At 59.0% G+C, this 24,517-nt stretch carries 22 protein-coding genes, 1 tRNA gene, 3 pseudogenes and 1 riboswitch; of the genes and pseudogenes, 9 read left to right on the top strand and 17 right to left on the bottom strand.

All coding sequences use genetic code 11. From position 1 onward, the window contains the following. Nucleotides 1–136: 136 nt before the first annotated feature. Nucleotides 137–766 (bottom strand): LysE family translocator, encoded by a 630-nt coding sequence (locus BW979_RS23705; protein WP_047228037.1) that lies wholly within the window; start codon nucleotides 764–766, stop codon nucleotides 137–139. A 145-nt stretch (nucleotides 767–911) separates the two neighbouring features. Between BW979_RS23705 and BW979_RS23700 the strand changes: the two genes are divergently transcribed. From BW979_RS23700 to BW979_RS23690, 3 genes and pseudogenes are all read left to right on the top strand, one after another. Continuing rightward, a complete protein-coding gene (locus BW979_RS23700; protein WP_047228001.1) occupies nucleotides 912–1,391 on the top strand; it encodes an Lrp/AsnC family transcriptional regulator in 480 nt (159 codons plus the stop codon). A gap of 6 nt (nucleotides 1,392–1,397) precedes the next feature. Next, a pseudogene (locus tag BW979_RS27910) lies at nucleotides 1,398–1,619 on the top strand (hypothetical protein); the annotation flags it as partial. A 676-nt stretch (nucleotides 1,620–2,295) separates the two neighbouring features. Next, on the top strand, nucleotides 2,296–3,507 hold the full coding sequence (locus BW979_RS23690; protein ID WP_047228000.1) for a hypothetical protein: 1,212 nt from the start codon (nucleotides 2,296–2,298) through the stop codon (nucleotides 3,505–3,507). Nucleotides 3,508–3,619: 112 nt separating this feature from the next. Here BW979_RS23690 and BW979_RS23685 read toward each other — a convergent pair whose 3' ends face one another. Next, the gene (locus BW979_RS23685; protein ID WP_076385991.1) at nucleotides 3,620–4,612 is read right to left on the bottom strand and encodes a TerC family protein; all 993 of its coding nucleotides are present in this window, start codon (nucleotides 4,610–4,612) and stop codon (nucleotides 3,620–3,622) included. A gap of 412 nt (nucleotides 4,613–5,024) precedes the next feature. Next, complete coding sequence (locus BW979_RS23680; RefSeq protein WP_076385989.1) at nucleotides 5,025–5,411, bottom strand: Imm41 family immunity protein; 387 nt, start codon at nucleotides 5,409–5,411, stop codon at nucleotides 5,025–5,027. Nucleotides 5,412–5,542: 131 nt separating this feature from the next. Between BW979_RS23680 and BW979_RS23675 the strand changes: the two genes are divergently transcribed. Continuing rightward, on the top strand, nucleotides 5,543–6,013 hold the full coding sequence (locus BW979_RS23675; RefSeq protein ID WP_076385987.1) for a hypothetical protein: 471 nt from the start codon (nucleotides 5,543–5,545) through the stop codon (nucleotides 6,011–6,013). Nucleotides 6,014–6,376: 363 nt separating this feature from the next. Here the strand turns inward: BW979_RS23675 and BW979_RS27505 are convergent, their stop codons facing one another. Continuing rightward, entirely contained in the window at nucleotides 6,377–6,991 is a 615-nt protein-coding gene (locus tag BW979_RS27505) for a hypothetical protein (protein WP_156893530.1), read from the bottom strand. Nucleotides 6,992–7,615: 624 nt separating this feature from the next. Here BW979_RS27505 and BW979_RS23670 point away from each other — a divergent pair. The 4 genes and pseudogenes from BW979_RS23670 to BW979_RS23655 form a co-directional block, all read left to right on the top strand. Next, nucleotides 7,616–7,981 (top strand): DUF6124 family protein, encoded by a 366-nt coding sequence (locus tag BW979_RS23670; RefSeq protein WP_076385985.1) that lies wholly within the window; start codon nucleotides 7,616–7,618, stop codon nucleotides 7,979–7,981. A gap of 214 nt (nucleotides 7,982–8,195) precedes the next feature. After that, entirely contained in the window at nucleotides 8,196–8,390 is a 195-nt protein-coding gene (locus BW979_RS23665; protein WP_047227996.1) for a hypothetical protein, read from the top strand. 101 nt (nucleotides 8,391–8,491) lie between these two features. Continuing rightward, a complete protein-coding gene (locus tag BW979_RS23660; protein ID WP_076385983.1) occupies nucleotides 8,492–8,677 on the top strand; it encodes a hypothetical protein in 186 nt (61 codons plus the stop codon). A gap of 185 nt (nucleotides 8,678–8,862) precedes the next feature. Further along, nucleotides 8,863–9,101 (top strand): annotated as a pseudogene (locus BW979_RS23655) (type II toxin-antitoxin system HicB family antitoxin); the annotation flags it as partial. Nucleotides 9,102–9,174: 73 nt separating this feature from the next. Here the strand turns inward: BW979_RS23655 and BW979_RS23650 are convergent. From BW979_RS23650 to BW979_RS23595, 12 genes and pseudogenes are all read right to left on the bottom strand, one after another. After that, a tRNA-Gly gene (locus BW979_RS23650) sits at nucleotides 9,175–9,248 on the bottom strand. 162 nt (nucleotides 9,249–9,410) lie between these two features. Beyond that, nucleotides 9,411–10,295: an alpha/beta fold hydrolase gene (locus tag BW979_RS23645; protein WP_047227995.1), complete on the bottom strand. Its 885-nt coding sequence runs from the start codon at nucleotides 10,293–10,295 to the stop codon at nucleotides 9,411–9,413. Between the two features lie 309 nt (nucleotides 10,296–10,604). Next, a complete protein-coding gene (locus tag BW979_RS23640) occupies nucleotides 10,605–11,297 on the bottom strand; it encodes a pseudouridine synthase (RefSeq protein ID WP_076385981.1) in 693 nt (230 codons plus the stop codon). 36 nt (nucleotides 11,298–11,333) lie between these two features. After that, on the bottom strand, nucleotides 11,334–11,552 hold the full coding sequence (locus tag BW979_RS23635; protein ID WP_047227993.1) for a cysteine-rich CWC family protein: 219 nt from the start codon (nucleotides 11,550–11,552) through the stop codon (nucleotides 11,334–11,336). Further along, nucleotides 11,545–12,156, bottom strand: a pseudogene (locus BW979_RS23630) (GGDEF domain-containing protein); the annotation flags it as partial. The pseudogene BW979_RS23630 and the gene BW979_RS23635, both read right to left, overlap by 8 nt. 301 nt (nucleotides 12,157–12,457) lie before the next feature. After that, nucleotides 12,458–14,242, bottom strand: a complete 1,785-nt coding sequence (atzF, locus tag BW979_RS23625) for an allophanate hydrolase (RefSeq protein ID WP_076385977.1) — start codon at nucleotides 14,240–14,242, stop codon at nucleotides 12,458–12,460. Nucleotides 14,243–14,264: 22 nt separating this feature from the next. After that, complete coding sequence (uca, locus tag BW979_RS23620; RefSeq protein WP_076385975.1) at nucleotides 14,265–17,894, bottom strand: urea carboxylase; 3,630 nt, start codon at nucleotides 17,892–17,894, stop codon at nucleotides 14,265–14,267. Between the two features lie 302 nt (nucleotides 17,895–18,196). Next, complete coding sequence (locus tag BW979_RS23615) at nucleotides 18,197–18,838, bottom strand: urea amidolyase associated protein UAAP2 (RefSeq protein WP_047227989.1); 642 nt, start codon at nucleotides 18,836–18,838, stop codon at nucleotides 18,197–18,199. A gap of 11 nt (nucleotides 18,839–18,849) precedes the next feature. Beyond that, complete coding sequence (locus BW979_RS23610; protein WP_047227988.1) at nucleotides 18,850–19,575, bottom strand: urea amidolyase associated protein UAAP1; 726 nt, start codon at nucleotides 19,573–19,575, stop codon at nucleotides 18,850–18,852. A 13-nt stretch (nucleotides 19,576–19,588) separates the two neighbouring features. Continuing rightward, complete coding sequence (locus BW979_RS23605; RefSeq protein ID WP_047227987.1) at nucleotides 19,589–20,377, bottom strand: ABC transporter ATP-binding protein; 789 nt, start codon at nucleotides 20,375–20,377, stop codon at nucleotides 19,589–19,591. After that, entirely contained in the window at nucleotides 20,374–21,189 is an 816-nt protein-coding gene (locus BW979_RS23600) for an ABC transporter permease (RefSeq protein ID WP_076385973.1), read from the bottom strand. The genes BW979_RS23605 and BW979_RS23600 overlap by 4 nt, the downstream gene beginning before the upstream one ends. Before the next feature lie 15 nt (nucleotides 21,190–21,204). Beyond that, nucleotides 21,205–22,272, bottom strand: coding sequence for a putative urea ABC transporter substrate-binding protein (locus tag BW979_RS23595; protein ID WP_076385971.1), 1,068 nt, complete (start codon nucleotides 22,270–22,272; stop codon nucleotides 21,205–21,207). Between the two features lie 60 nt (nucleotides 22,273–22,332). After that, nucleotides 22,333–22,434: riboswitch (guanidine-I (ykkC/yxkD leader) on the bottom strand. 306 nt (nucleotides 22,435–22,740) lie between these two features. Between BW979_RS23595 and BW979_RS23590 the strand changes: the two genes are divergently transcribed. Further along, nucleotides 22,741–23,127, top strand: coding sequence for a hypothetical protein (locus BW979_RS23590; protein ID WP_076385969.1), 387 nt, complete (start codon nucleotides 22,741–22,743; stop codon nucleotides 23,125–23,127). Nucleotides 23,128–23,342: 215 nt separating this feature from the next. Here BW979_RS23590 and BW979_RS23585 read toward each other — a convergent pair whose 3' ends face one another. Continuing rightward, complete coding sequence (locus tag BW979_RS23585; protein ID WP_076385967.1) at nucleotides 23,343–24,455, bottom strand: enoyl-CoA hydratase/isomerase family protein; 1,113 nt, start codon at nucleotides 24,453–24,455, stop codon at nucleotides 23,343–23,345. Nucleotides 24,456–24,517 lie beyond the last annotated feature (62 nt).

Raw genomic sequence — 24,517 nt, 5'->3', positions numbered from 1 at the left:
AGCCGCGCGGCACAGGGGCGGTGGCGAGGTCGGTGGGGTTATTTCTGGATGTGAAGTGCGACCGTGTAGAGAGAGCTTGCTCCAGCAGGGCTGGAGCTACGGCACGGACCAAAGCCGTTTCGCGAACCCATAAGCACTACGACTGCTGCACAAAGCTCAGTCGCACAGCAAACCCAATCAAAAGACTCCCAAATAGCCACTGCTGCAGGCGCTGGGCCGAAGGAGAACGCTGGAGCCAGCGACCGAGCGCCACGCCCACCAGCGCATAGGCGCTATCAAACAATAAGCCGACGCTGACCAACACCACGCCGAGGGTTGCAAATTGCCCAAGCACTGGCCCGCCCTGTGGGTCGATGAACTGTGGCAAAAGCACCGAGCAAAACAGCAGCGCCTTGGGATTGAGCAGGTTGGTCAACAACCCGCGCCGAATCGCCGGGTGCCACTGCCGTCTTCCTGCCTCAACGCCGGCCCCTTCAAAGCTTGGCAACAGCGAAGTCCGCAGGCATTGAAAACCAATCCATAACAAATAAGCGGCACCGGCCAGGCGCACCACGTCAAAGGTCCAGGGCGCGGTCTTGAACAACGCCGAAAGCCCCAACGCTGCCAGCGCGACATGACACCCCCGAGCGATCCCCAGGCCTACCGCAGTCGCCAGCGCCGCGCCCTTACCCTGACGAGCGCCGGTTTGCAGAAGCAGGATCATGTCCGGCCCAGGCAACAGATACACCACCACTAACGCCATCAAAAACAACCAGAGCTCTGCCACACCACACCCCCTGCATCGACGATTTCGGTAGTGCCAGTCTATGGCTGACGGGCAGGGCAGGTGGTTGCGAAGTCAGCTTCTAAAGCTTATGGAATTGGCATAACCTGCCAAGTAATCGTGAAGTTCAATCGGAAACTACCAATCCATGAAACTGGACGCCTTCGATCGCAAAATCCTCGCCGCGCTGCAACGCGACGGCCGCTTGAGCAACGTGCAACTGGCGGAGGAAATCGGCCTGTCCGCGTCGCCATGCCTGCGCCGCGTGCGGATGCTGGAAGAAGCCGGCGTCATTCGCGGTTACCAAGCCATCCTCGACCGTGATGAAGTAGGACTTGGGTTGACGATCTTTGTCGGCGTCAAGGTTGAACGGCACAACGACGAACAGGCCGAAGCGTTTCGCCAAGCGGTCACGGCGTTGCCGGAGGTGATTTCAGCGTTTCTGGTCTCAGGCGAATCGGACTTTCTGTTGCAAGTGGTGGTGCCGGACTTGCGGGCCTACGACCGTTTTCTCACTGGCCGGCTGCTGAAGTTGCCGGGGGTGAGTGACATCCGGAGTAATTTTGCTATTCATACGGTGAAGACTCCCGGGGCCCTGCCGTTGGGGCATTTGCCGGGGGGCGGTTGATATTTTCGCAATTGGGCGTACTCAATGACGATCGTAGACCCGAACGGACCTTATCACGTGTTTTTTGAGATACGTCGGGCTGCCAAGAATAAGCCTCAGGACCTGAACCTTGTCGTTGAAAGCGCTTATCATCAAACCGACAAACCGCCTCGATTACTGGGCAGGATGGGCTTTATATTGCTGTGCGGTAAGATCCACATGCGGCAGCCGACATCGACCAAGCGTTAGAGACAGAAACGAAAAAAGACGCCGCAGGCGTCTTTTTTCGTATTCGGTAAAGCAGATCCAGACACCACTTACGAACCGCCTTGCGCGGTTACGACTTTCGTCGCTGGGAAGCGCTCAATCTCATCTGGTCAGTCGCTTCGATGGGGACGAATCTAGAGAGAATTGCCACGTGCGTCCACCCATTTTCTGCTTGTTAGCGGAGGGCTGACGCGAGTGGGGCATTGCATCTCACCTTCACCATCTGGACTGGTGAGCCTTGACTCTGATTATCATCCATCACAGTACCTTTTGGCGTAGTGACTCACGGCCTTTAAGGGCCGAGCGGATAGCCTTCAGTCTGGCGCTACGGTACTGAAGGTTCTGATTGAGCACGGTGATGGTTTTTCGACTGACCGGAACCTTGCAAACAATAGGATCCAGCACCCTGCGCATGTTGGCGATGTGTGGCCGGCCCATTTCGCGTCATGCCGCTTGCGCAGGCGGCTTCTTGCAGGCATCCGCGTATTCCCCCTGAATGCCCCTGAGCGCCCGTTACACCGGTTTTGAATTCAGACTCACACTCCAGACACAGTGTTCTATGCTGCTATCAAGCCCCGCGTAGTGATAGTGACCGTAAACGACCGTTCACTGCGGCTCTGTATCCGGCCTTTACCCTTGCCAACGGACGGCGCCTGATATGAACCAGCTGACAAGTTATACCGACACCAACGACCAGCTGAATCAACGCATCTTGAACAACCTGGAAGCGGGGCGGCCTGGCGGTCTGAAAGTAGATCTCTATCTGGGCGACCAACCTACGCTGGATCTGACCACGAATAACCTGACGCTTTTATCGAGCCAGCAATACCCTTACACAGCCCTTGGAACGATAGGCATACGAAAGTTGCTGGATCCACCCGAGAGTAGCCTGATCAGCCAGATTGTGAACCGTCACACCGTCCTTCCGAGCAATTCCAGCGCCGACCAACTCGTTCTACTCGACATGCAGGGCCAACTTGAAATCTCACAGGCACTGAGGCGGGATGCGCGTCATACCCAAGGTAGCGCCCATAGTCATCCGCTGTTCGACTCAACTAATCAGCATGTGCAGTGGATTCGGACGCATCGTGCGCAGATGTTGCTGGCATTCGAGGATATACGGCAGCAAGGGATCGTGCGTCGGCAGGCAAAAGAAGCGTGGGATCACTACGACGCCGTTTCCAGGCTCGACGCCACGACCAGGGAAGCGGTGAACACCTGGCTTCGGGGGGAGGATCACAGCCTCGGCTGGGACCGGTTCAAAAGAAACGATGTCAAATCTGGAAATCGCTTGAGCACCCACTACACGAACCTTCGTGGAGATCTGAAGACCCCGCAGTCTATAACGTCGGCCCGCGGGGAATATGCAGCAAGCAAACTCCTGATCACCGCGTATGGCACGGACTACCAGATGAAAATGGGGAAGTCCGCAAACGGGATGCGCCCCAATGGAATAGACCAGATTTGGGTCAAACGCGACATGCGCACAGGCAACGTAATTGAGTACCTGATTGTTGAAGCGAAAGGAAGCGTCAACGCGACACTGGGTCATCCCAGCACCGGCCAGCAAATGTCACCCAAATGGTTGTTCTGGTGCCTTATCAATATGGCAAGCAAAAACGCATCGTACATAGGGCCTGAAACGAAGACGGATTTACCTGTAAAAATCCTCAACGCATTAATCAACCCAGGGGGGATTCCCGTTCGAGGCATTGTCTTTCACTCGCTCCACGGATCGGCAAATGAAAGCAAGGTCGTGCAGATGAACGATATCGGACTCTACCAATTCGCGTCTGCATTCGAGAACGCATCGAAGGGGGGCGGACTATTCACCAACGCGCCTACACAACAGTACATCGCGTTTAAGTGACGAGGGGCGGCTCACTTTCGGCTGCCCCTCACCCATTCAACGACATCGGCCTATGGCCCCCGATGGCAGTTGCAAATATTGTTTTCGTGTAGCGGCCGCCGCCTGTTTGGATCTAAACCTGCGAGCGAGCAGAGGCCTGGTCGCGGGTTTTCCAAAGCGATAGCAGCACACCGCCCAGCAGCAAAGCCAGGGTCACGCTCAGGGAAATCACCGGCGCAATCTTGCCGATGATGCCGACCAGGAAGATCTTGCCGCCGATAAACACCAGCACAAGCGCCAGGGCGTACTTGAGATAGGCGAAGCGGTGAATCATCGCCGCCAGAGCGAAATACAACGCACGCAGGCCAAGGATGGCGAAGATGTTAGAGGTGTAGACGATGAAGGGATCCTGGGTGATGGCAAAGATCGCCGGCACGCTGTCCACAGCGAACACCAAGTCGGCACATTCAATCAGCACCAGGGCCAGGAACAACGGCGTCACCCAGAGCACGGACTTCCCACTGGCATCCGCCTGACGGACGAAGAAGCGCCCTTCATGCAAGCGATCAGTCACCCGCATGTGCTTGCGCAGGAACTTCACCAGCAGGTTTTCACTAAGGTCCGGATGGTCATCGATCTTGCTGAACAGCATCTTGGCCCCGGTCAACAGCAGGAAGATGCCGAACACATAGAGAATCCAGCTGAACTCGGCGATCAGCGCCGCACCTAGGCCAATCATGATCGCGCGCAGCACTATCACACCGAGAATGCCCCAGAACAGCACCTCGTGCTGATACTTACGCGGGATTGAGAGAAAGCTGAAGATCATCGCCATAAGAAATACGTTGTCCATCGACAACGATTTCTCGATCAGAAAACCTGTGTAGAAATCCATCCCGGCATCACCGCCCTTGACCTGCCAGACCCAGAGCCCAAACAGCAAGCTGGCCGTGATATAGCCAGCAGACAGCAGCAGGCTTTCACGAACGCCGATTTCTCGATGCTCACGGTGTAGCACCCCGAGGTCGAAGACCAACAGGCTGATAACGATGCTGATAAAAACGAGCCACAACCAAGTAGCGGTGCCGAGAAACTCGGCAAAAAAGAACGGTTCCAGGGCAGTCATAAGCCCCTCCTCTCAGTGTCGAAGTTGTACAAACTGCAACTCCGACATGGCAGCGATTCGCTGTCAGAGGGGCCCGGCGTTGTGGGAAAAAATTTAGAGAGGCGTGGGGGAATTCTCAATCGCGCAAGGGTTGCAAGGTGTTTCAGTGGGGGAGAGGGTGTTGCTGAGGTTGGAATGTTGATTGGCAGAAATTGAGTAATTCCTGCTTCCCTGGAGAGGTTCAAAGACTCTCGGAGCCTATAGGTACGCGTTTGGTTGATTGCTGACTGTTATGACCGGTAGGAAATGGCCGAAAGCTGCCGTCGATGCAGCTCGTCGCCTAACTCTCGCTAGGAATAACTTGCCTCAGATGCTGTAGTTAGCCGAGGAACGGTTGATTGACATCAGCGGCCATTATCCCGTCCGGTCAGAATCACCGGCCTCCTACGAGCCACGGATTGGGTTCGTCAAAGCGAGCCGGTTTCGGCATTTTCCCAGCAAAGAAGCCCTCAAAAACCATCTGGAATCTCTCGCGAAAATCATAGACCTGCTTTCTTTTTAGGTTTCGGATCTTGAAGAGATCCTTCCGATCAAAGTGGCACCCGAATAACAGAAAGCTGTAGCTGAAGATCTCGAACACCCTATGTGAGAGCGCCTGACTGAAGCTTGCCTCTGTTGCGATTTGATAAAGTGCCCACTCCAGTAGCCAGTATTCGTCACGATCCCAGAGTCCTGCTTCGTGTAACCGTCCGATGAACGAGGCGTCTTCGTATGCTTCGCACCCGACGAAATTTCTGGCGATCAGAGCGTGCGCATCCATGTTAAGAATTTCCATATCAGATAAGGTCGACAGCGTACCGAGTTGCCCACTCTCGGACAATGTACCGCAAAACTCCCGCCCCCTCCCCAGCGGAGCTGTTGGTTAGCCTCTCACCTTATGGAGCCCAGGAAATGCCTGCTTTTGAAATTTTACCGCTCGAAGCTATTGGTCCTGTGCGTCTTGGCGTAGCACGCACTGTAGCGAGGCAAACAATGGCCGCCATTGGGTTCCCACTCGAGCATTCCCAGGACAGCGTCGATTATTTTTGCGAGTCCTGCATGCAGGTTTCCCACGGACCAAACGATGAAGTCAGCTTCATTGGTGTCTCCGGAAACCCGAACGTCACGTTCGTCTTCAAGGGCATCGATGTCTTCAGGCACTCTGCCATCGACGTGTTTTCGCTGATGGCTGCTTCGGACAATTCCGGTCCGCATGAATTCTCACCATATGAATACCTATTTCCTAACCAAATCCTGACGCTATGGGATGCGGATGAACAATATGACCGTCAAGGAGGAGAAAATCGCGAGGTCTGGGGTCAGGTCGGAATCGGTAACAGTGCTTACATGGCAGCCATTCGCGCCATCAAGACAAAGATGTGATGGTCCATCCTCTATTCAATGGAATGGTTTAAAGGGACAGCTTCGGACAAAAGGCGACCCGTTGGGAGCGGCAGCTTTCGGTCGATTCTGTTGAAAAAGTCGGCCCTGGTTTTCACGGTAGAAATGAATCGCCCCTAGTTTTGTAGACATCTCCAAGCCTCACAATTAGACCCATCAGGAGGTGCTATCAGAAACCAGCGTCACCCCGAAGAATCCAAGATCGAAGCAGTCAAACAAGTCACCAAACGCGGTTTGCGTATTGCTGATGTGGCGTAGCGCATTGAATGACTGCTTTTGGCCGATTGCTGCCGTTGGCGACCGACGGCTTTCGGCCAAAAGCAGTCATTCTGACAGTCTCCGAAACTAGTGGCGATTCGCTTTTATTCTAGTGGTTCGTGAAACCTCAATACAAGGATCAGTATTAAAATCCGGCGAAGAACCAATTCTGCTATCACTTATGGAAACCATGTCCCTCCTAATAATGTCTTGGGTTATAGTTTCAGATTCCAAACAGAATGATCCATACCAAGCTTCAACTTTGCGGAGCTGACCATGCACATCTACAGCTGTAATTTTTGCAACGAGATGAACAGGGATGGTTCTATTGCCGTCGAGTAACGATTCAGTCAGGGGCACAGTCAACCTCAACATTTTCATTGCGCCTTTATCTAATACAAAAGGCACCTCGGCAAACCTTTCATCCAATAGGGATGGAAAATACCCTCCATCAGTAACCCCATGGTAGGTTTTAATTTCTATCTTGCTAATAAGATAAGGTAAATTTCCACCGTTTGAGAATACAAGTTCTACATCGGTACCAACCTTCGCTGCGCTCGACTCTGCAAAACTGACCGCTCTAACAACTACAGAATCAACCTCTCTAACTGAATAATAAAAACTCAAGCCAGAAATAACAATTGCAAGTAACGAAAACGCCAGTGTAATGGAGTCTTGATGTTTGAAAAGTTTCGAGGCCATTGCCCCTCCATAGATACGATGAAGAATGCCGCTGCGCCCATCCTAACACCAACGAAACAGTCAGCATGTAGGCATCGGGCCACGGAGAGCTGTAAATCGCCCCCAATTTCATAGGCTCGTTCGAAACTCCTGTATTGGCCGGTTTCTGCCCTTCGCGACAGGCTGAAATCGGCCAAAAGCAGTCGTTTGAGGAGGGATAAGTCCAGTGCTGCCGGCGATTCAGTCCCAAAAAACATCAACGAAACGCTCGATGTTTATTGCGCATAAACATATCCCAAGGCGAATGTTTAAAGACACCCGGCGTTACGTCCTAAAGGCTACGACACCTTGCGTCCTTACTTACGCGTGCGTCAGAATCCGCTGGCTTGTGCGCTGTGCCCCTGGGCCCTATCGTTTACCTGCCACTGCCCATCAGTGGTCGGGTTTAGTAGCCCGGATGGTGTTAGTAAGGTGCATGAGCACCATTCAGTCAGGTCTTTCTATTCCTGCACTTGATGGTGGTTGTGCGCAGGGCGCCCTTGGGCGCGCCGGCATTGCTAATTCCACCGGTCTACTAACCTGCGCACAGCCGCCACCCTTCTTTTAGTAGAGAACGGTTGCGGCCCCAACTCTGGAATTAGACATATGTTCAAGGTTACCCCCAATCCCCCGGACATCGATCCGGTACCCTACGACGCCACTCTCGATCCTAAGAAGCTAAAAGAGGCGGCAGACCGCGCACTCAACTTCTACCTCAACCCCGGGGCGCCGAAAACGCAGATACCGCCCCGCAAGTCCGGCAACATCTTCCTCATCGACCCAACGGTGGATGACGAAACGCTGCTTGTCCATGCCTGCGAATCGCTGGCGTCGGCCAGCGATATGGCCAGTGATATCGCCGGCGCAATGGAAGGCTCGCAGCGCAACACGATGATGGTGCTGCAACAGGTGATTATGTTGAGTGAGTTAGCGGTGAATCGCGTACTGGATAACCACCAGTTACCTGGGTAGTCGCCAGGTACGTTGTGAGGGCGCCTGCGCCCTCACAACATTGATTTTGCCTACAGCCAAGCGGGAATCATCCGCTATCCACAACTGCGTAGATCGGAAATAGTGCTCCGCAGACGGACTATAGGTAATGAGCGACTGACGCCCGACAGATTTTGCTGGCTTCGCCGGCAGATAGCGACGCTCAGGGCGGCTGAGACTCTACAAGGATGACCCAATGCTCCAGGACGACCGCGATAATTTAGAGCTCGATAAGCTACTGGTCGAAACCCGAAAATTGTTGGCTGAGACGCGTAAGCTTACGGCCGAAGAAACGAAGCTGAAGCACGAAGCCTTCTGGTACCCGTACGCAGTAGGGGCTGGGGTAGTGACCGCCATTGTCGCCTTTACGGGTGTTTGGATTAAGATCTGAGTACTAGTTCGCGACAATGCGTCAAGATCAAACGGCTCAGGATTGCTAGAAACGTTTCACTGACTCAGCAGGGGCCCCGCGACCTCGGAGGAGAAAAAGACATGTCCACACATCGAAGTAGTCAATCAAGCATCGAGCAATTACATCGTGAGGTGGAGGCTTTAGCTGAAGAAATGAGGCGCCCCACCCCGACCAAATTCCGCGTTACGTGGTTGCCGTTCAGCATTGGTGCTGCGTTCGCTCTGACCGTGTTTGTTATCGTCGCTTTTGTTGCTAAGCATGTTTGAGGCTCTATCGCTGAGATGCCCTTTTTCGGCGATGCCGTGGCGGTAGCCGGCTCAAGGTGTATTCGGCTTGCAATCGGGTGCTTTCTCGATGACGTCGAGGGTGGGGGTGGGGCATCGTTTTCGTTGTATGGAGTGGAGCGAGGGAAAAAACTTTCAGCTCAGTGGCTTGCATTCGTTCCGTGGACTTTGTAGGCCACATCGCTGGTATTAAGGATGTCGTCGGGTTTCACGGCGAATCTGTCACCGAGCTTCGAGCGGCGTTTGAGGAGGCGGTAACTGATTATCTGGAGACGTGTGCCAAGCTGGGCCGAGCACCGCAGAAGCCCTATTCTGGCAATCTCAGCCTACGCCTCGCCCCGCGCTCCATACCACAGTCGCCGTAAAAGCTCAGCTTGCCCACAAAAGTATCAAACATCAGCCATAAAAAAACCGGCCACCAAGAGCCGGTTTTTTCATATCCCCCGCCAAAACCACGCGACGTGAGATCAGAATTCGATTGGAGCGGGTGAAGGGAATCGAACCCTCGTTATCAGCTTGGGAAGCTGGAGTAATGCCATTATACGACACCCGCTCAGAGCGGCTGACTTTGTACCAGATGTGGGCGCGGATTTGAAGTTTTTCTTTACGGGCGCAGCGGTGACGCGTCTACGCAAACCTCAAACCAGAGCGGTCGTTCGCGGGCAAGCCCCGTGTCTGTTGGGGCAGAGCGGGGCTTGCTCGCGAGGACTCGGTTTCACATAGCCAGGGCATGGTAGTCCTGCACGTAGTTGTAGCGCGGTCGGCTTTCTTGGTGGGGCTGCTTGAGGAAACCCAGCAGGGCATCACGGCTGTCGCGGCAGGCGGCTTTGTGTTCCATGTCCAGGAAATGCCCCGTGGCTTGCAGCGTGCTGAAGGTGCTGTGTTGCACGTGGTCGGCGAAAACCTTGGCATCGGTGGCCGAGGTGTATTCGTCCCATTCGCCGTTCAGGAACAGCACCGGCACGTTGATTTTTTTCGCCGCGTTGACGTAGCACAACCGGTCGCTGTGGAGCACGTCGTTGATGTGGAAATGCATCTGCCCATATTCGTGCTCGGCCAGGCTGCTGACGTGGCGATAGTTGAAGCGCTTGAACAGCGGCGGCAAGTGTTTGCCGATGGTGCTGTTGACCAGATGTCCCACGCGGTCACCGTCCAGGCTGCCCAGGTAATCCACGCCGCGTTCCAGGTAGTCGCGCATCGGTGCATTGAGCACTGGGGAGAACGAGCTGATCACCGCTTTTTCGATGCGCCGTGGACGCTGGGCCAAGGCGGTGAGGGTGGCGGCGCCGCCCCAGGAAAAAGACAGCACATGCTCTGCGGCAAAGTGATCGATCAACTCCAGGAGGATCTGGCCTTCGATCTCTTTGGTCAGCATCTTTTCATGGCGGTTGTGGGGCTTGGACTTGCCCGCATAGGGTTGGTCGTACAGCACGACGTTGAATTGCGGGTAGAGGTTTTTGGCGGTCTGTGCAAACGACGCGGTGGTGGCCATCGAGCCGTTGACCAGGATGATGGTCTTTTGCGCGGCGTCTGCGCGATAGAACTCCGTGTAAACCCGATACTGACCCTGTATATCCAGCACAGCGATTTCTGGCCTCATGTCATAAGACTCCTGGCAAGCGGGTATGCGCGCAATGAGATTGCACGAGCAATGTGACAGGTAGGCATACGCCTGAAAGATAAGGCCCATGTCGATCCACGAAAGCCGGTCGACGGGTATTGTTATGGCGGGCAGTTTGCCGGAGTTAAGAAGGAACCCGAGGAGGCTCCGGCCGGCAAAAAGTTTCTTGGAAGTATGTGGTGACTCATCGGTCACATTTCGGCCGACGGTTTGATTCAAGCAGTGGACCGGCCGTCGCGCAAGTGTTGTTTGACAATTGTCCGACACTTCTGCCGAGCGGTCATACGATCAGATCAGCTGGATCTCTTCAGGGCTCAGGGCGCGGTATTGGCCTGGCTCAAGCTCGGCGTCCAGCAGCAGCGGTCCCATGCGTTCACGGTGCAGGCGCAACACCTTGTTGTCGAAGTGGCCGAACATGCGTTTGACCTGGTGATAGCGGCCTTCAACGATGCTCAGTCGCGCCGATCTTGGCCCCAGCAGGAGCAGTTCCGCAGGCTGGGTGGTGAGGTTTTCGAAAGCGAAGTACAGCCCGCGCGCGAAGGTAAGGGCGTATTCGGCGGTGATGAGTTGCTCGGTCTCGACGTAATAGACCTTGGGCAGTTTGGTCTGCGGTTGGGTCAGGCGCCGTGACCAACTGCCGTCATTGGTGATCAGCATCAGCCCGGTGGTGTTGAAGTCCAGCCGCCCGGCGATGTGCAGGTCGTCCTTGTCTGGCTCATCCAGCAGGTCCAGCACGGTGGGGTGTTGCGGGTCGCGGGTGGCGCTGACGCAACCGGGCGGTTTGTGCAGCATGAAATATCGGGGTGGGCGACCGGCTTGCAGCACCTGTTCATCGACTTCGACCCGGCTGAATTCGCGCACCTGTGCATGAGGGTCGCTGATGATCTGCCCGTCGATCCGCACTCGGCGTTCCACCAACAATAACCGGACTTGTTGGCGATTGAAACGCGGCAGATTACTGAGGAAGCGGTCAAGGCGCATGGGGCAGGTCAGGCAAGAGAGCGAAGGGCGGGCATCTTACGCGATCGGCTGCGGCTTGGCCCGCAACTGGGTTTCGACCTGGGCGCAACGTGGGCACAGGCAGGACTGATCGCGCAGCTCGGCCGGCAATGCTTCAAGCACGGCCGGGTCGATGCTCACGCCGTAACACCAGCAGGCGCGGTCGGCGGTTCGCGGGTCGGCCAGGGTGCAGTCATTGCTGGCGCCACAGGCCGGGCACAGGTCAGGTTTATTCATAGCTGGAGTGAGGCATCTGTACACAGGTTCGGTTGTTCCCGGTTTGCCGGGCGCGTTGCAGCGCATGATCGGTCCGCGACAGCAAGCTGTGCAAGGTATCTTCGTCCTGCAAGGTGGTGAGGCCGATGCTGACGGTGACCCGCAGCTCTTTGCCACTGCAGAAATAACGTTGTTGTTCGATCCGTTGACGAATTTTCTCAGCGATCTTCAGACCGTTCTGCCCGTCGGTGTCCTTGAGCAGCACAATAAACGTCTCGCCACTCCAGCGGCACACGATGTCCGAATGCCGCAGGCTGTCGGTCAAGTCGCGAGCGAACCCGGTCAACAACTGGTCGCTGGCGATGTGACCATGGGTGGAGTCCAGTCGCTTGAACTCGTCCAGTTCCAGCAGCAGCGCCGCCAGGGGTTGGGGTTCACGTTGGGCTTCGTGCAGGGCTTGTACCGCCAACAGGTCGAAGCCACGGCGGTTGGGAAGTTCCGTCAGGCTGTCGAGGGTGGCCTGGGCGTCGATGCGGCGTTGGTAGCTGCTGATCAATTGATAAAGGATTGCCAACACCGCCAGCGTCACGATCAGGCCGATCAGCAGGTTCAGGTACAGCGTCCTGAGCGTGTGGTCCCGTACCGAAGTGTTGGCAGCGTGGTAGCCCAACAATGAAATGATCAGAAAGCCTGCACCTAGCAGCCCCGCCACGAGCAGGAGCGGCTTGCGCTGGGAATACAACGGCGAACGGAGCGACATGGCGATTTCCTTGGCGCAGACCCAATGAAATCAGTTTAGTGGCCTTGTAGGAAAAGGTGCTCGGATTTGCAGGTTTGTAAAGGGTGGCGAGGGATTTACCGAAGTGCAGCGGCCGCAAAAGCGTCTGCTTCGCAGCCGAGCGGGAGCAAGCTCCCTCGCCACACAATCACAACTTTTTCAGACTATCTAAATAAGCCCGCCATCCCCCCAAATGGCTGATGTCCTGCGCGCCCGTCAAACCATACGGCTCACAAATGAATCCGCTTTCCCAGCGGCCGTCGGCCAGTTGTACCTTGCCCAGCCCAAGCGGCGCGGGGATGCCGGTCAGGAACGAACCGAGTTCGCTGCTCGGCAATTCCCAAACCTCCACCTCGATGGCCACGCCGTCTTCACTGACCCGCAGCATGCCGGGGCGCAGAGGCGGGCCACCGGCCAGTGCGTAGAGACGGTAATCGGCTGAGCTGTGGGTGGCCTCGATCAGACGGGCTCCGCGTTGCTGGAGCTGCCAGTTCAGCGCCAAACCGTCCAGATGCGCCCCGCACACCACCAGCCGCGCCCGGTCATGGCGAGCCGGGTTGGCCGGCGCCGGCACGGCCGGCGCTTGCTGGCGCTGCAAGGCGTCGGCGACGCTTAACAGGTATTGATCGGTGAAGGCCCGACCGAACAGCGTCACGCCCCAAGGCAAGCCGTTAGCCATGAATGCGCTGGGAACAGCGACGGCAGCGTAGTCCAGCAGGTTCATGAAGTTGGTGTAGTAACCCAGCTCCGAGTTGCGCAGCACCGGTTCGGCGGCCAGTTCGGCGAGGGTCACCGGGCGACCGATGGTCGGGGTGAGGACGCAATCGAGCGTTTCCATGACGCGATCGCATTGGGCTTTGAGCGCTTGCAAACGGTACTGGGCACGGAAGGTTTGTACGCCATCCACGGTAGGCGCTTTCGCCAATACGGCGCGGATAACTGGCAGTACGGCGTCGGGCTCGCGCTCCATCAATTCCCCGGCAACGCTGTAGCGCTCAGCCACCCAAGGCCCTTCATAAAGGAGCCGGGCGGCTTCCAGAAACGGGGACAGGTCCAGTTCCACCGCTTCGCCGCCCAGGCCCTTGAGGCGCTCGATGGCCGCTTGAAACAGTTGTGGACCTTCATGGCAGCCGAAAAAAGCCAGGTCTTGCCGACGAGGCACGCCGAAGCGAAAGCTGCGTGGCGCGCCGAACGCTGTGCCGTTGTTCCACTGCGGGTTGCGGCGGCTGTACTCATCGCGTGGGTCGAGACGGGCTGTCAGCGCGAGTAACTGGCTGGCTTCCCGGGCTGTAGCGGTGAAGGTCGTGACGCAGTCCAGCGTGCGACAGGCCGGCACCACACCCGCCGTGGAAATCAATCCCTTGGTGGCCTTCAGCCCCAGCAGATTGTTCAGCGCCGCCGGCACCCGACCCGAGCCTGCGGTGTCGGTGCCCAGGGCAAAGCTTGTCACACCCAGGGCCACCGCCAGTGATGAGCCGGCGCTTGAACCGCCGGCCGGATAGTCGGGCAGCACGCTATTGCGACAGGCACCGTAAGGCGAGCGGGTGCCGTTGAGCCCGGTGGCGAACTGGTCGAGATTGGTCTTGCCCAGAGGAATCGCGCCCAAGGCCAGTAGCTGCTCGACAAGGGTGGCCGAACGTTGCGGCACGTAGCTGAACGCCGGGCAGGCTGCCGTGGTGGGAATACCTGCCAGGTCGATGTTGTCCTTGATCGCGAACGGCACGCCATACAGCGGCAGGTTTTCCAGATCCTGGCCCTCCAGCGCGACGAGGTAAGGTTCAAGCTCCTCGGGCGTCAGCAGGTGGATGAACAGGTGGTAGTCCGGGTTCAGCGCCGCGGCTTTTTCCCGCAGGCTCAACAGTAAATTCCGAGGTGTAAGTTCGCCGCTGCGGTAGGCGTCGCGCAGATCGTCCAGGCGTAAAGACGGGGTCATGGCATTAATCCTTTGATTGAGTTCAGTCACGTTCCAGCACCACCACACGTTGTCCGGCGCGCACCGCCGAGCCGGGCTGTACACGAATCTGGCGCACCACTCCGGACACGGGGGCGAGGAGTGGGATCTCCATCTTCATCGACTCCAGAATCACCAGTACGTCACCCGCGCTGACCCGAGCATCCACCTGCACCTGGACCTGCCAGAGATTGCCAGCGATGTGGCTATCGACACTGAGTTGATCTTCGCTCAGCAGTGAATCTTCGCTAGGCGCGGGTGCCGGTTCTTCGCTGTCGAAGTGTGCCTGGCCACTGGCGATCCAGCGCTCGCGCTCGGCATTGAAGGCGCCTTGTTGCTGCGCTCGGAACGCGGCGATGCTGTCCGCCTCCTGCGCCAGGAAGCGCTGGTAATCAGCAAGGTTGAGTTGACCGTGTTCGATGTTCAGGTCGAAGCGGCCCAGCGGGAAGTCCCGGCGGATGCGCAGCAGTTCATCGGCGCTGACCGGGTAGAAGCGGATCTGGTCGAAGAACCGCAACAGCCAGGGTTTGCCGTCGAATGCGGCGACCTCGCGATAACGATTCCACATCTGCAACGTGCGCCCGACGAATTGATATCCACCTGGGCCTTCCATGCCATACACACACATGTACGCGCCGCCGATGCCCACCGAGTTTTCCGCAGTCCAGGTGCGGGCCGGATTGTATTTAGTGGTCACCAGCCGATGCCGAGGGTCCAGTGGCGTGGCGACCGGCGCGCCGAGGTAGACATCCCCAAGGCCCATCACCAGGTAGCTGGCGTCGAACACCGTGCGTTGCACTGCGTCGAGGTTGGGCAGGTCGTTGATACGGCGGATGAACTCCAGATTGCTCGGGCACCAGGGCGCGTCCTTGCGCACCGTGGTCATGTATTTTTCGATGGCCAGCTGGCAAGCCGGATCGTCCCAGGACAGCGGCAGGTGCACGATGCGTGACGGCACCTGCAGATCCTGCGCGGCGCACACCGCGTCCCATTCACCGCTGAGGATTTGCAGTAGTTCGGCCAGCGGCAGTTGTTCGGGTTGGTAATGCACTTGCAACGAACGAATGCCCGGCGTGAGGTCGATTACGCCGGGCAACTGTTTGTGCTCCAGCGCCTGCATCAAGGCATGGGCGCGAAAACGCAGCACCAGATCCAGTTCGGGAGCGCCTATCTCCAGCAGCAGGTGCGTGTCGCCGGCCAATCTCGCCACCAGACGGGTATCGTCCTGACCGATATCCAACACCACTGGCGACCCAAACCCCTGTGGGAGCGAGCTTGCTCGCGATGGGGCCAGATCAGACTCCGCATCCACTTCATCGCGAGCAGGCTCGCTCCCACATTGATTCCATTCCAAGGTCAGAGAGCGGGCGGTCTTCAGGTCTACCGGCACAAACCGCACCCTGTCCCCGGCCTTCAGTTGCCCCAGTTGCCAAAGATCCGCCTCGATCACCGTCACCGGGCAGACGAAACCACCCAGGCTCGGGCCGTCGGGACCGAGGATGACGGGCATGTCGCCGGTGAAGTCCACGGCGCCGATGGCATACGGGTTGTCATGGATGTTGGAAGGGTGCAGTCCGGCCTCGCCGCCGTCGGCGCGTACCCATTCGGGTTTCGGTCCGATCAGGCGAACGCCGGTTCGGCTGGAGTTGAAATGCACTTCCCAGGCCGTGTCGAAGAAGGTGTGGATGTAGCGCTCGGTGAAGTATTCCGGCGCGCCATGGGGGCCGTAAATCACGCGGACCTGGCGCACGTCGGGCAGCTCCAGAGTGGGCTCGCTCGTGTGCGCCACGGTCGCGCGCTCATCCAGGGGCGCCAGGTGCAACACGTCGCCGGTACACAAGGCCCGCCCCCCATGGCCGCCGAACTGGCCGAGGGTGAAGGTGCTTTTACTGCCCAGGTAATCCGGCACTTGCACGCCGCCTTGCAGGCACAAGTAACTGCGCGCCCCGGCGCCGGCGATGGTGCCGATCGCCAACGTGGAACCGGCAGGAATCGACAGCGCAGTGTTCATCGGCACAGCTTCGCCATCGAGGGTCAGCGCAATGACCGCGCCGGTCACGGCCACCCTGGCAGCGCAGTTGAAACGCAGCAACGGCCCGCTCATGGTGATTTCCAGCGCCGCAGCGCCTTCTTCGTTGCCCAGCAGGCGATTGCCCAGGCGCAGCGAGCGGCTGTCCATCGGTCCCGATGGCGGAACACCCACCGCCCAATAGCCGAGTCGGCCGGGGTAGTCCTGAATGCTGGTCTGGGTGCCGGGGCTGAGCACTTCAAAAGTGTGGGCGCGATAGACCAGCGCCTCAAGGCAGCGAGTCCAGGGCTGGCCGCTGGCAAAGGGTGCATCGAGGAGAATCTGTTGCAGGTAGTCGCGGTTGGTTTCCACGCCGTACAACAGGCTTTCATTCAGCGCTTGATGCAAACCCAGGCGTGCCTGCTCACGGGTCGGCGCCCAACGAATGACTTTGGCGATCATCGGGTCGAAGTAGGGTGGAATCTGGCAGCCGGCCTCGACCCAGGTGTCGATGCGCAGTTGTTTGCCGTCGGCTGGCGGCCATTGCACAGCGGTCAGCAGCCCCGGGCTCGGCTGGAAGTCCCGGCCTGGATCCTCGGCATACACGCGCGCCTGAATCGCATGACCCTGGGCTCGCAACCCCTGGCTCAACTCGCTCAGGGGCGGCAGGTCCCCGGCGGCCAGTTGCACCATCCAGCGCACCAGGTCGACGTTCCACACTTGTTCGGTGACGCCGTGCTCCACTTGCAGGCGGGTGTTCACTTCCAGAAAGTAAAAGCGCCCGGCGTCACTGTCGAACACGAACTCCACGGTGCCGGCGCTGCGGTAGTTGACCGCCTGGGCCAGTTGAATCGCTGCTGCGCAGAGCTCCTCGGCCATACCTTCGGGCAAGTTGGGCGCAGGGGTTTCTTCGATGACTTTCTGGTTGCGCCGCTGCACCGAGCAGTCGCGCACGCCCAGTGCGATCACCTGGCCCTGGCCGTCACCGAATACCTGAACCTCAAGATGCCGAGCCCGCTCGATGTACTTCTCGATGAACACGCCGGCATCGCTGAAGTTGTTCTGGCCCAAGCGCTTGACCGCTTCGAATGACTCGCTCAACTCGGCGGCATTGCGAGAGACACGCATGCCGATGCCACCGCCGCCAGCGGTGCTTTTGAGCATGACCGGATAGCCGACCTGGTTGGCGGCCAGTAGCGCGGCGTCGAGGCTGTCGAGCAGTTCGCTGCCTTCGAGCAGTGGCACGCCGTGCCGGCGAGCCAGGTCGCGGGCGGTGTGCTTGAGGCCGAACACACGCAGTTGCTCTGGCGTCGGGCCGATGAAAGCGATGCCGGCGGCCTCGCAGGCCTGCGCGAAGGCGGCGTTTTCCGAGAGAAAGCCGTAGCCGGGATGGATCGCCGTCGCGCCGCTGCTTTTGGCGATTGCCAGCAGCTTGTCCACCGCCAGATACGTACCGGCCGCCGCACCTTCGCCCAGGCAGTGGGCTTCGTCGGCCTGCAGGATATGCAAGCTGGCCGCATCGGCCTGGGAATACACCGCGACGCCTTCGACCTTCAGCTCGCGCAGGGTCCGCAGGATCCGGCAGGCGATGGCGCCACGGTTGGCGATGAGGATTTTTTCGAACATGGCATTGCCCCCTCAGGCATGCGTGCTGCCTGAACTGGGATGCGGGCCGTCCCGCAGTTTTCGATGGCCGACGGGGTCGTCCCCGTGAGCGAAACCTCCAAACACCCGACTCCCCTGTGGGAGCGAGCCTGCTCGCGATAGCGGTCTGTCAGTTACATCAGTGTTGGATGTGCTGCTGCCATCGCGAGCAGGCTCGCTCCCACAAGGGTTTGAGGGTGTTCATGAAATCAGTGTTTATTTGATGCACTGCCCCGACCGGCTCTGGCACAAGGCAAACAGCCAGCGGCGCAGGCGGGTGAGTTTCAGTTCCATATCAAAAGCTCCGCTGGCGTGGGGTTGTAGGCGTTGCACGGGTTGTTCAGTTGCGGGCAGTTGGAGATCAGGACGATCACGTCCATCTCGGCCCGCAGGTCGACGTATTTGCCGGGCGCCGAAATCCCGTCCTCGAACGTCAGGCCGCCGTCGGCGGTGACCGGCACGTTCATGAAGAAGTTGATGTTCGGTCCGATGTCGCCCTTGCCCAGACGACCGTCGTGGGCGCAGGCCCGCAGGTAGTTGTCGCGGCAGCTGTGCATGTAGCGTTTTTCCAGGGCGTAGCGCACGGTGTTGCTTTCCTGGGCGCAGGCGCCACCGAGGGTGTCGTGGCGCCCGCAGGTGTCTTCAACGATGGTCAGCATGGGCTGGCCGAGGTTGGAATACAGCACGCTGCCGGTGCTCAGGTACACGCTGTTCTGCCGGCGCAGGGTGCGCTGCACGTCGTAGCGTTCCTTGGGATTGGCCAGGCTGTAGAACAGCGTATCGACCGCCTGGTTGCCTTCCAGGTCGAGGATGCGCAGGGTCTGGCCGGCCTTGACCTCCACCAGCCAGGGTTCCCCGGCGGGAATGGTGGCGCGGTAGATAGCGGCGTCGGGCTGCTTTTGCAGGGTGGCGATGGCAAGTGACATGGCAGCGATCCTCAGGCGAACAGGCGGTCGGTATTGATGAAGCCGCGCTGGTTTTCCGGGCGCGAGTTGCGGCAGTGCTCGGCCACGCTGGGCTCGGCGTTCATCCAGCTGAGCTTGAGCGGTTGCGGGGCGTATTGCGGGTTCGGGTCCATCGGGTGTTGCAGCGCAGTCAGCACCACCAGGGTGTCCATCGGTGCGTAGAGTTCGATGTAATCGCCGGCCTTGGCGTTGCCTTCAACGAAGTGAAAGTTGCCGGCCTCATCGACATCGACCCGGCTGAACAGGTTGAGGGTCATCAGCAGGTCGGACAGGCCCAACCCCCATTTGCCCAGCTCCACCAACAGGTTGTCGGTGCCGTTGCGAAAGAACCCGTTACGCAGTTCCTGATAGCGGCCCTGGCCGTATTTTTCGGCCACTTCCTCGGCGCAGAGCACACCGCCTAGGCTATCGCTCCAGCCGCACGTGTCGGCGGTGATCGCCGCCAGCACCCGGCCCATGTCCGAGTACAGGCAATGGCCGGTGGTGAGTTTGGCGGTGTGTTGGCATTTGAGGCTGTCGGGCAGGTTCAGGCGCTCGGTTTTCTCATTGGCATTGAGCAGCGTCAGGCTCACGTTGGCCCCGCCGCGCAGATCGGTCAGGCGCAGCAGTTGACCGCGCTTGAGCACGAAGGAACGGTGGCCGCCACCGGGCAGCAGCTCTTCGGCGAAGGGAGGAAACAATTGGGTCGAATCGGTCATGGGAAAACTCCTTTCAAGCGATACGCAATGCGCCGGCCAGTTCGGCGGGCAGGGCGTCGACGGCGGCACGGGCGGTGCGGCGGTCGCTGTTCAGTGGAATGTCATAGGTGATGCGCGCGCCATAGGCGCCGGGGGCATGGGGATCGACGCGAACCTTGTCGAACACCAGCAGGCGTGTGCCGAGGCTGAATCCTTCGGACAGGTCATGGGTGACCATGAACACCGTCAAGCGGGTTTCGCGCCACAGCTCCAGCAACAGGGCGTGCATGTCTTTGCGAATGCCGGGATCGAGTGCGCCGAAGGGTTCGTCCAGCAACAGGACACGGGGTTTCATGATCAGCGCCTGGGCGATGGCCAGCCGCTGTTGCATGCCCCCGGACAACTGCGCCGGGTATTTGTCCAGTGCATGGCCGAGGCCGACCTTGTTCAGCAGATGCGCGGCCTCTTCACGGGCCTGGCGTTTGGCGCTGCCGAACAGGCGTCCCAGCAGCGGCGAGCGCGGCAGTTCCAGGCCCAGGGCAACGTTGTTCAGCACCGTCAGGTGCGGGAACACTGAGTAACGCTGGAACACCACGCCACGGCTGGCATCCGGCTCACCAGCCAGAGGCTCACCGTCCAGCAGAATCTGCCCGCGACTGGCGCGCTCCTGGCCCAAGAGCAGCCGCAGAAAGGTTGATTTGCCACAACCCGACGCCCCCACCAGCGTGCAGAACTCGCCTTCGGCGACGCTCAGGTTCAAGCGTTCGAGCACCACCTGATCGGCGTACTGCTGCCAGACGTTATTGACCTTGATGAAACTCATGCCTTCGCCCCCTCATACCAGGGGAACGCTCGCCGGGTCAGGTGCTTGAGACCCCAGTCCATCAGCCAGGCGAGCAAGGTGATCCACACCACGTACGGCAAGATCACATCCATCGCCAGGTACCGGCGCACCAGGAAAATCCGATAGCCCAGCCCATCGGTGGAGGCGATGGCTTCGGCGGCGATCAGAAACAGCCAGGCCGAACCGAGCATCAGCCGCAGGGAAATCAACAGGCGTGGCAGCAATTGCGGCAGCACCACCCGCAGCATCAAGGTCCAGGTCGAAACGCCGAGGGTCTGGGCCTTGATCAGCAGCTCGACCGGAATTTCCCGGGCGCGCTGTTCCAGGTCCCGGGCCAGACACGGGGTGATGCCAATGACGATCAGCATCACTTTCGACAATTCTCCCAGACCGAAGACGATGAACAGAATGGGCAGGATCGCCAAGGGAGGCACCATCGACAGCACGGTGAGCAACGGCGAGAGCGGCGCGCCGAACAGCGGCAGCGTGCCGGCGGCGATGCCCAGGCACAGGCCGGCCAAGGCGCTGATGCCCAGGCCGATTGCCAGTCTGCGCAGGCTCGATGCGGTGTCTTGCCAGAGCAGGTAATCGCCACTGCGCACGTCAGCGGTGAAGGCCAGGCGTTTGACTGCATCGGCCATCTGCACTGCGCTGGGCAGCAGCTTGTCGTTGGGGTTGTCCGTCAACCGTTCGGCCGAGCCCATAAAGTAGGCGAACAGCACCAGCGCGAAGGGCAGGATCACCAACAACAGGCGGCTGGGGCGATCCGGATAGCGGTTGATCAGGCGCATGCCAGCTCCTCCGGTTTACAGCTTGGCGTCGGCGGCCAGTTGCACGTAGGTCGGGTCAAAGCGCAGCTTGAGGTTGGCCTTGTCGCCGCTGGTCACGCCATTGGCAAACGTCATGCCGACTGCGTTGGTGTCCTTGGCGCCTTCGCCGAGCAAACCGTGCTGGAACGAAAACTCGGCGACCTTGCGCATGGTGGCGGGCAGTTGCTCGCTGGTGGCGAAGCTCAAGGCCTCCTTGGGCGTGGCGAACAGCTTGGTGGTGTCCAGTTGCGACTGGAATCCGGCCAGATCGGTGCCCGAGGCTTTGGCCATGTGTTCGAGTGCGGTCTTGCTGGCGGCGTTTTTTGCATCCATCAGCGCCACCACTTCAAACCAGGCACCGGTCAACGCTTTGCCCAGGGCCGGGTTGTCCTGCAGGGTCTGGGTGTTGACCACCATCATGTCCATGATCTCCCCAGGGATCTGGCTGGAATTGAACACCTCGCTCACGCCGGGCTGGGCCTTGATGTCCGAGAGCATCGGGTTCCAGGTGGTGACGGCCTTGACCTGGTCGGTATTGAAGGCCGCGGAGATATCGGCATCGGAGGTGTTGACGACTTTGAGGTCTTTCTCGGTGAGACCGACCGAGTCCAGGGCGCGGGCCAGCAGGTAATGGGAGACCGACAACTCCACCAGATTGACGTCCATGCCCTTGAGGTCGGCGACTTTCTTGCCGTCACCCTTGAGCACAATGCCGTCATTGCCATTGGAAAAATCGCTGACGATCAGCGCGGTGCTGTCCACGCCGCCGGCGGCGGGAATGGTCAAGGCGTCCATGTTGGTCATGGTGCAGCCATCGAACTGACCGGCGGTGTATTGGTTGATGGATTCGACGTAGTCGTTGAGCTGCACGACATCGATGGTGATGCCGTATTTTTTCGCCCATTTATCGACAATGCCTTGGCTGCCGGCGTACTCCCAGGGCATCCATCCGGCGTAAATGGTCCAGCAGACGCTGAAATGGTCTTTTTGCGCGGCAGGGGACGAGGGGCTTACGAGGGCCGAGAACGTAGCGAGGAGCAGGGCGCAAAGACGAAGCTTGAGCATGGTGGTTCTCCAGTTGATCAAGGGCGGACAGGAGCAACGCGGCACCGCGAACGGTGGCTTGTCTCCCGGGCTTTTGTCCCGCCGTGTAACCTCAACTGGAGGTCGCCAACTCTCGGACCAGCCACTCGCCAGAGGCGAGCCGGAACCCTAGTCAGCCATTGCAAATTGTGGTGCCGCGAACCTGTGATGACTCCTGCACGGAGTTTGTTAAAGCGAGAGCCGTGCCAAGTAGCGTAAAGGCCCGGTCCAAAGCGGGTGGGGGGGAGAACAGCGCGGCGTCGCCAGTGGGTTTGTGCATGGTTGTGGTGCTTTATCGCACCGGGATGAGGCACGGAGCACATGTTTCAACTTATTGCCGGGGCGCACCAGATTCGGATTTCGCTGTCAGATTAATCGTCAGTCACCCAATAGATGACTGCCGCCCGCCAGCGTCGCTGATGTGGCTCATTAGCGGTCCAGGAGGCCGCCATGTATCGACGACTTCTGCTCATTGCGTTTCTGGGTTTGACACTTTCGGCATGTGTTCCTTACGACGGAGGCTCAAGCTACTACCGTTCCGAGGTCTACACCTCACCGGCGCCGGTCTATTACGGTGGCGGGAGCTACTACTCGGCACCGCGCGGCTATTACGCACCGCGGTATTACCAACCGGCACCGCGCTATTACTCGGCGCCGCGCTACTACCAACATGGCCCGCGCTACTACTCGCCACCGCGCACGGCATACCGGTCTCATCCACACCGGGGCGGCTGGGACGGCCATAACCGGGGCGGCTGGAATGACGACCGTCGTGGTCGAGGCGGACGTGATCATCGGGGACGCGGTGATCATGATGGACGGCGTAACCACCGCTGATTCATCGGCAGCAAAAAGCGGCGCATTGAGCGCCGCTTTTTTGTGCCTGTAACAAACCCGATGGGATAACGCTTGTGGGAGCAAAGCTTGCTCGCGATGACAGGGGATCAGTTAGCTTCCCGGCGACTGGCATACCGCTATCGCGAGCAAGCTTTGCTCTCACAGAATGTCGCTCTCACAGAATGTCACTCTCACGGGTGTGCCACCCAGGTTCTTTACTCGTTAGACAAATCCGCCAGCGGATGCCGCCCTTCCCAGGCCTTGTGAAAATGCGCCTCGACCGCTGCTGCGGGGACATGGTTGATGTCCGGCCAGTGCCAGCGGGGCTTGTGGTCTTTGTCGATCAGCCGCGCCCGCACGCCCTCGCTGAATTCAGGGTGTCGGCAGCAGTTGAGGCTCAAGGTGTACTCCATGCGCAACACACTTGCCAATGACAAATGCCGGGCTCGGGCGATCTGTTCCCAGACCAGATGAGCAGTCAGCGGGCAGCCTTCGGTCATGGTCTTGGCCGCCCGGGCGATCAATGGGTCTGAATGGTCCACCAGCAGGCTGAGGGTTTTCCAGGCGCAGCGCACATCGCTGACATCCAGCCATTCGTCGATTTTCTGCCGGCGCGGTAGCCATTGCGCCTCGGGTAATTGGGCGACGGCTTCCTGTTGCAAGGCCTTGAGCAAGCTGTTGAGCTGCATGGGCGTCTGTTCCTGCCAATTGAGTTGCAGCAGGCCTTCGATCAGATCGTCCTGCTGTTCATCCAACAGGAAACGGTCGGCCAGACCCAGGTCAATGGCGTCCCGGGCATTCATATGGGCGCCCGTCAGGCCCAGGAACAGGCCAAGCTTGCCGGGCAGCCGCGACAGGAACCAACTGGCGCCGACATCCGGGTACAGGCCGATGCTGATTTCCGGCATCGCCAGGCGCGTGCTCGGTGTGACGATCCGAATATTCGCGCCTTGCAACAGCCCCATGCCGCCGCCAAGCACGTAGCCATGGCCCCAGCACACCAAGGGTTTGGGAAAAGTGTGCAGGTTGAAGTCCAGTCGGTACTCCGCGGCAAAAAATTGCGCCGCCAAGGGCGGTACTTCACCTGGTTGAGCGCGGCAGGCCTCTACCAGGCTGCGCACTTCGCCGCCGGCGCAAAACGCCTTGGCGCCGTTGCCGCGCAACAATACAGAGACGATTTGCGGTTCTCTGGCCCAGGCGTCGAGACGATCGCGCAGGGCGTTGATCATCGGCAAGGAGAGGGCATTCAAGGATTTTTCAGCATCCAGGGTGGCGATGCCGATACGGGCGCCATTGATGCCAGTGAGTTCTTCGAAGTGCAGATTCATCGTGACCTCGATCAGAAATTTGAATGATCAGTATGACCGCTGCGTAGGAAAGTGCCGGTTCT

The sequence above is a fragment of the Pseudomonas sp. A214 genome, from assembly GCF_900156295.1.
Taxonomy (GTDB): domain Bacteria; phylum Pseudomonadota; class Gammaproteobacteria; order Pseudomonadales; family Pseudomonadaceae; genus Aquipseudomonas; species Aquipseudomonas rhizophila.
This window is presented reverse-complemented; position numbering and strand designations above follow the sequence as displayed.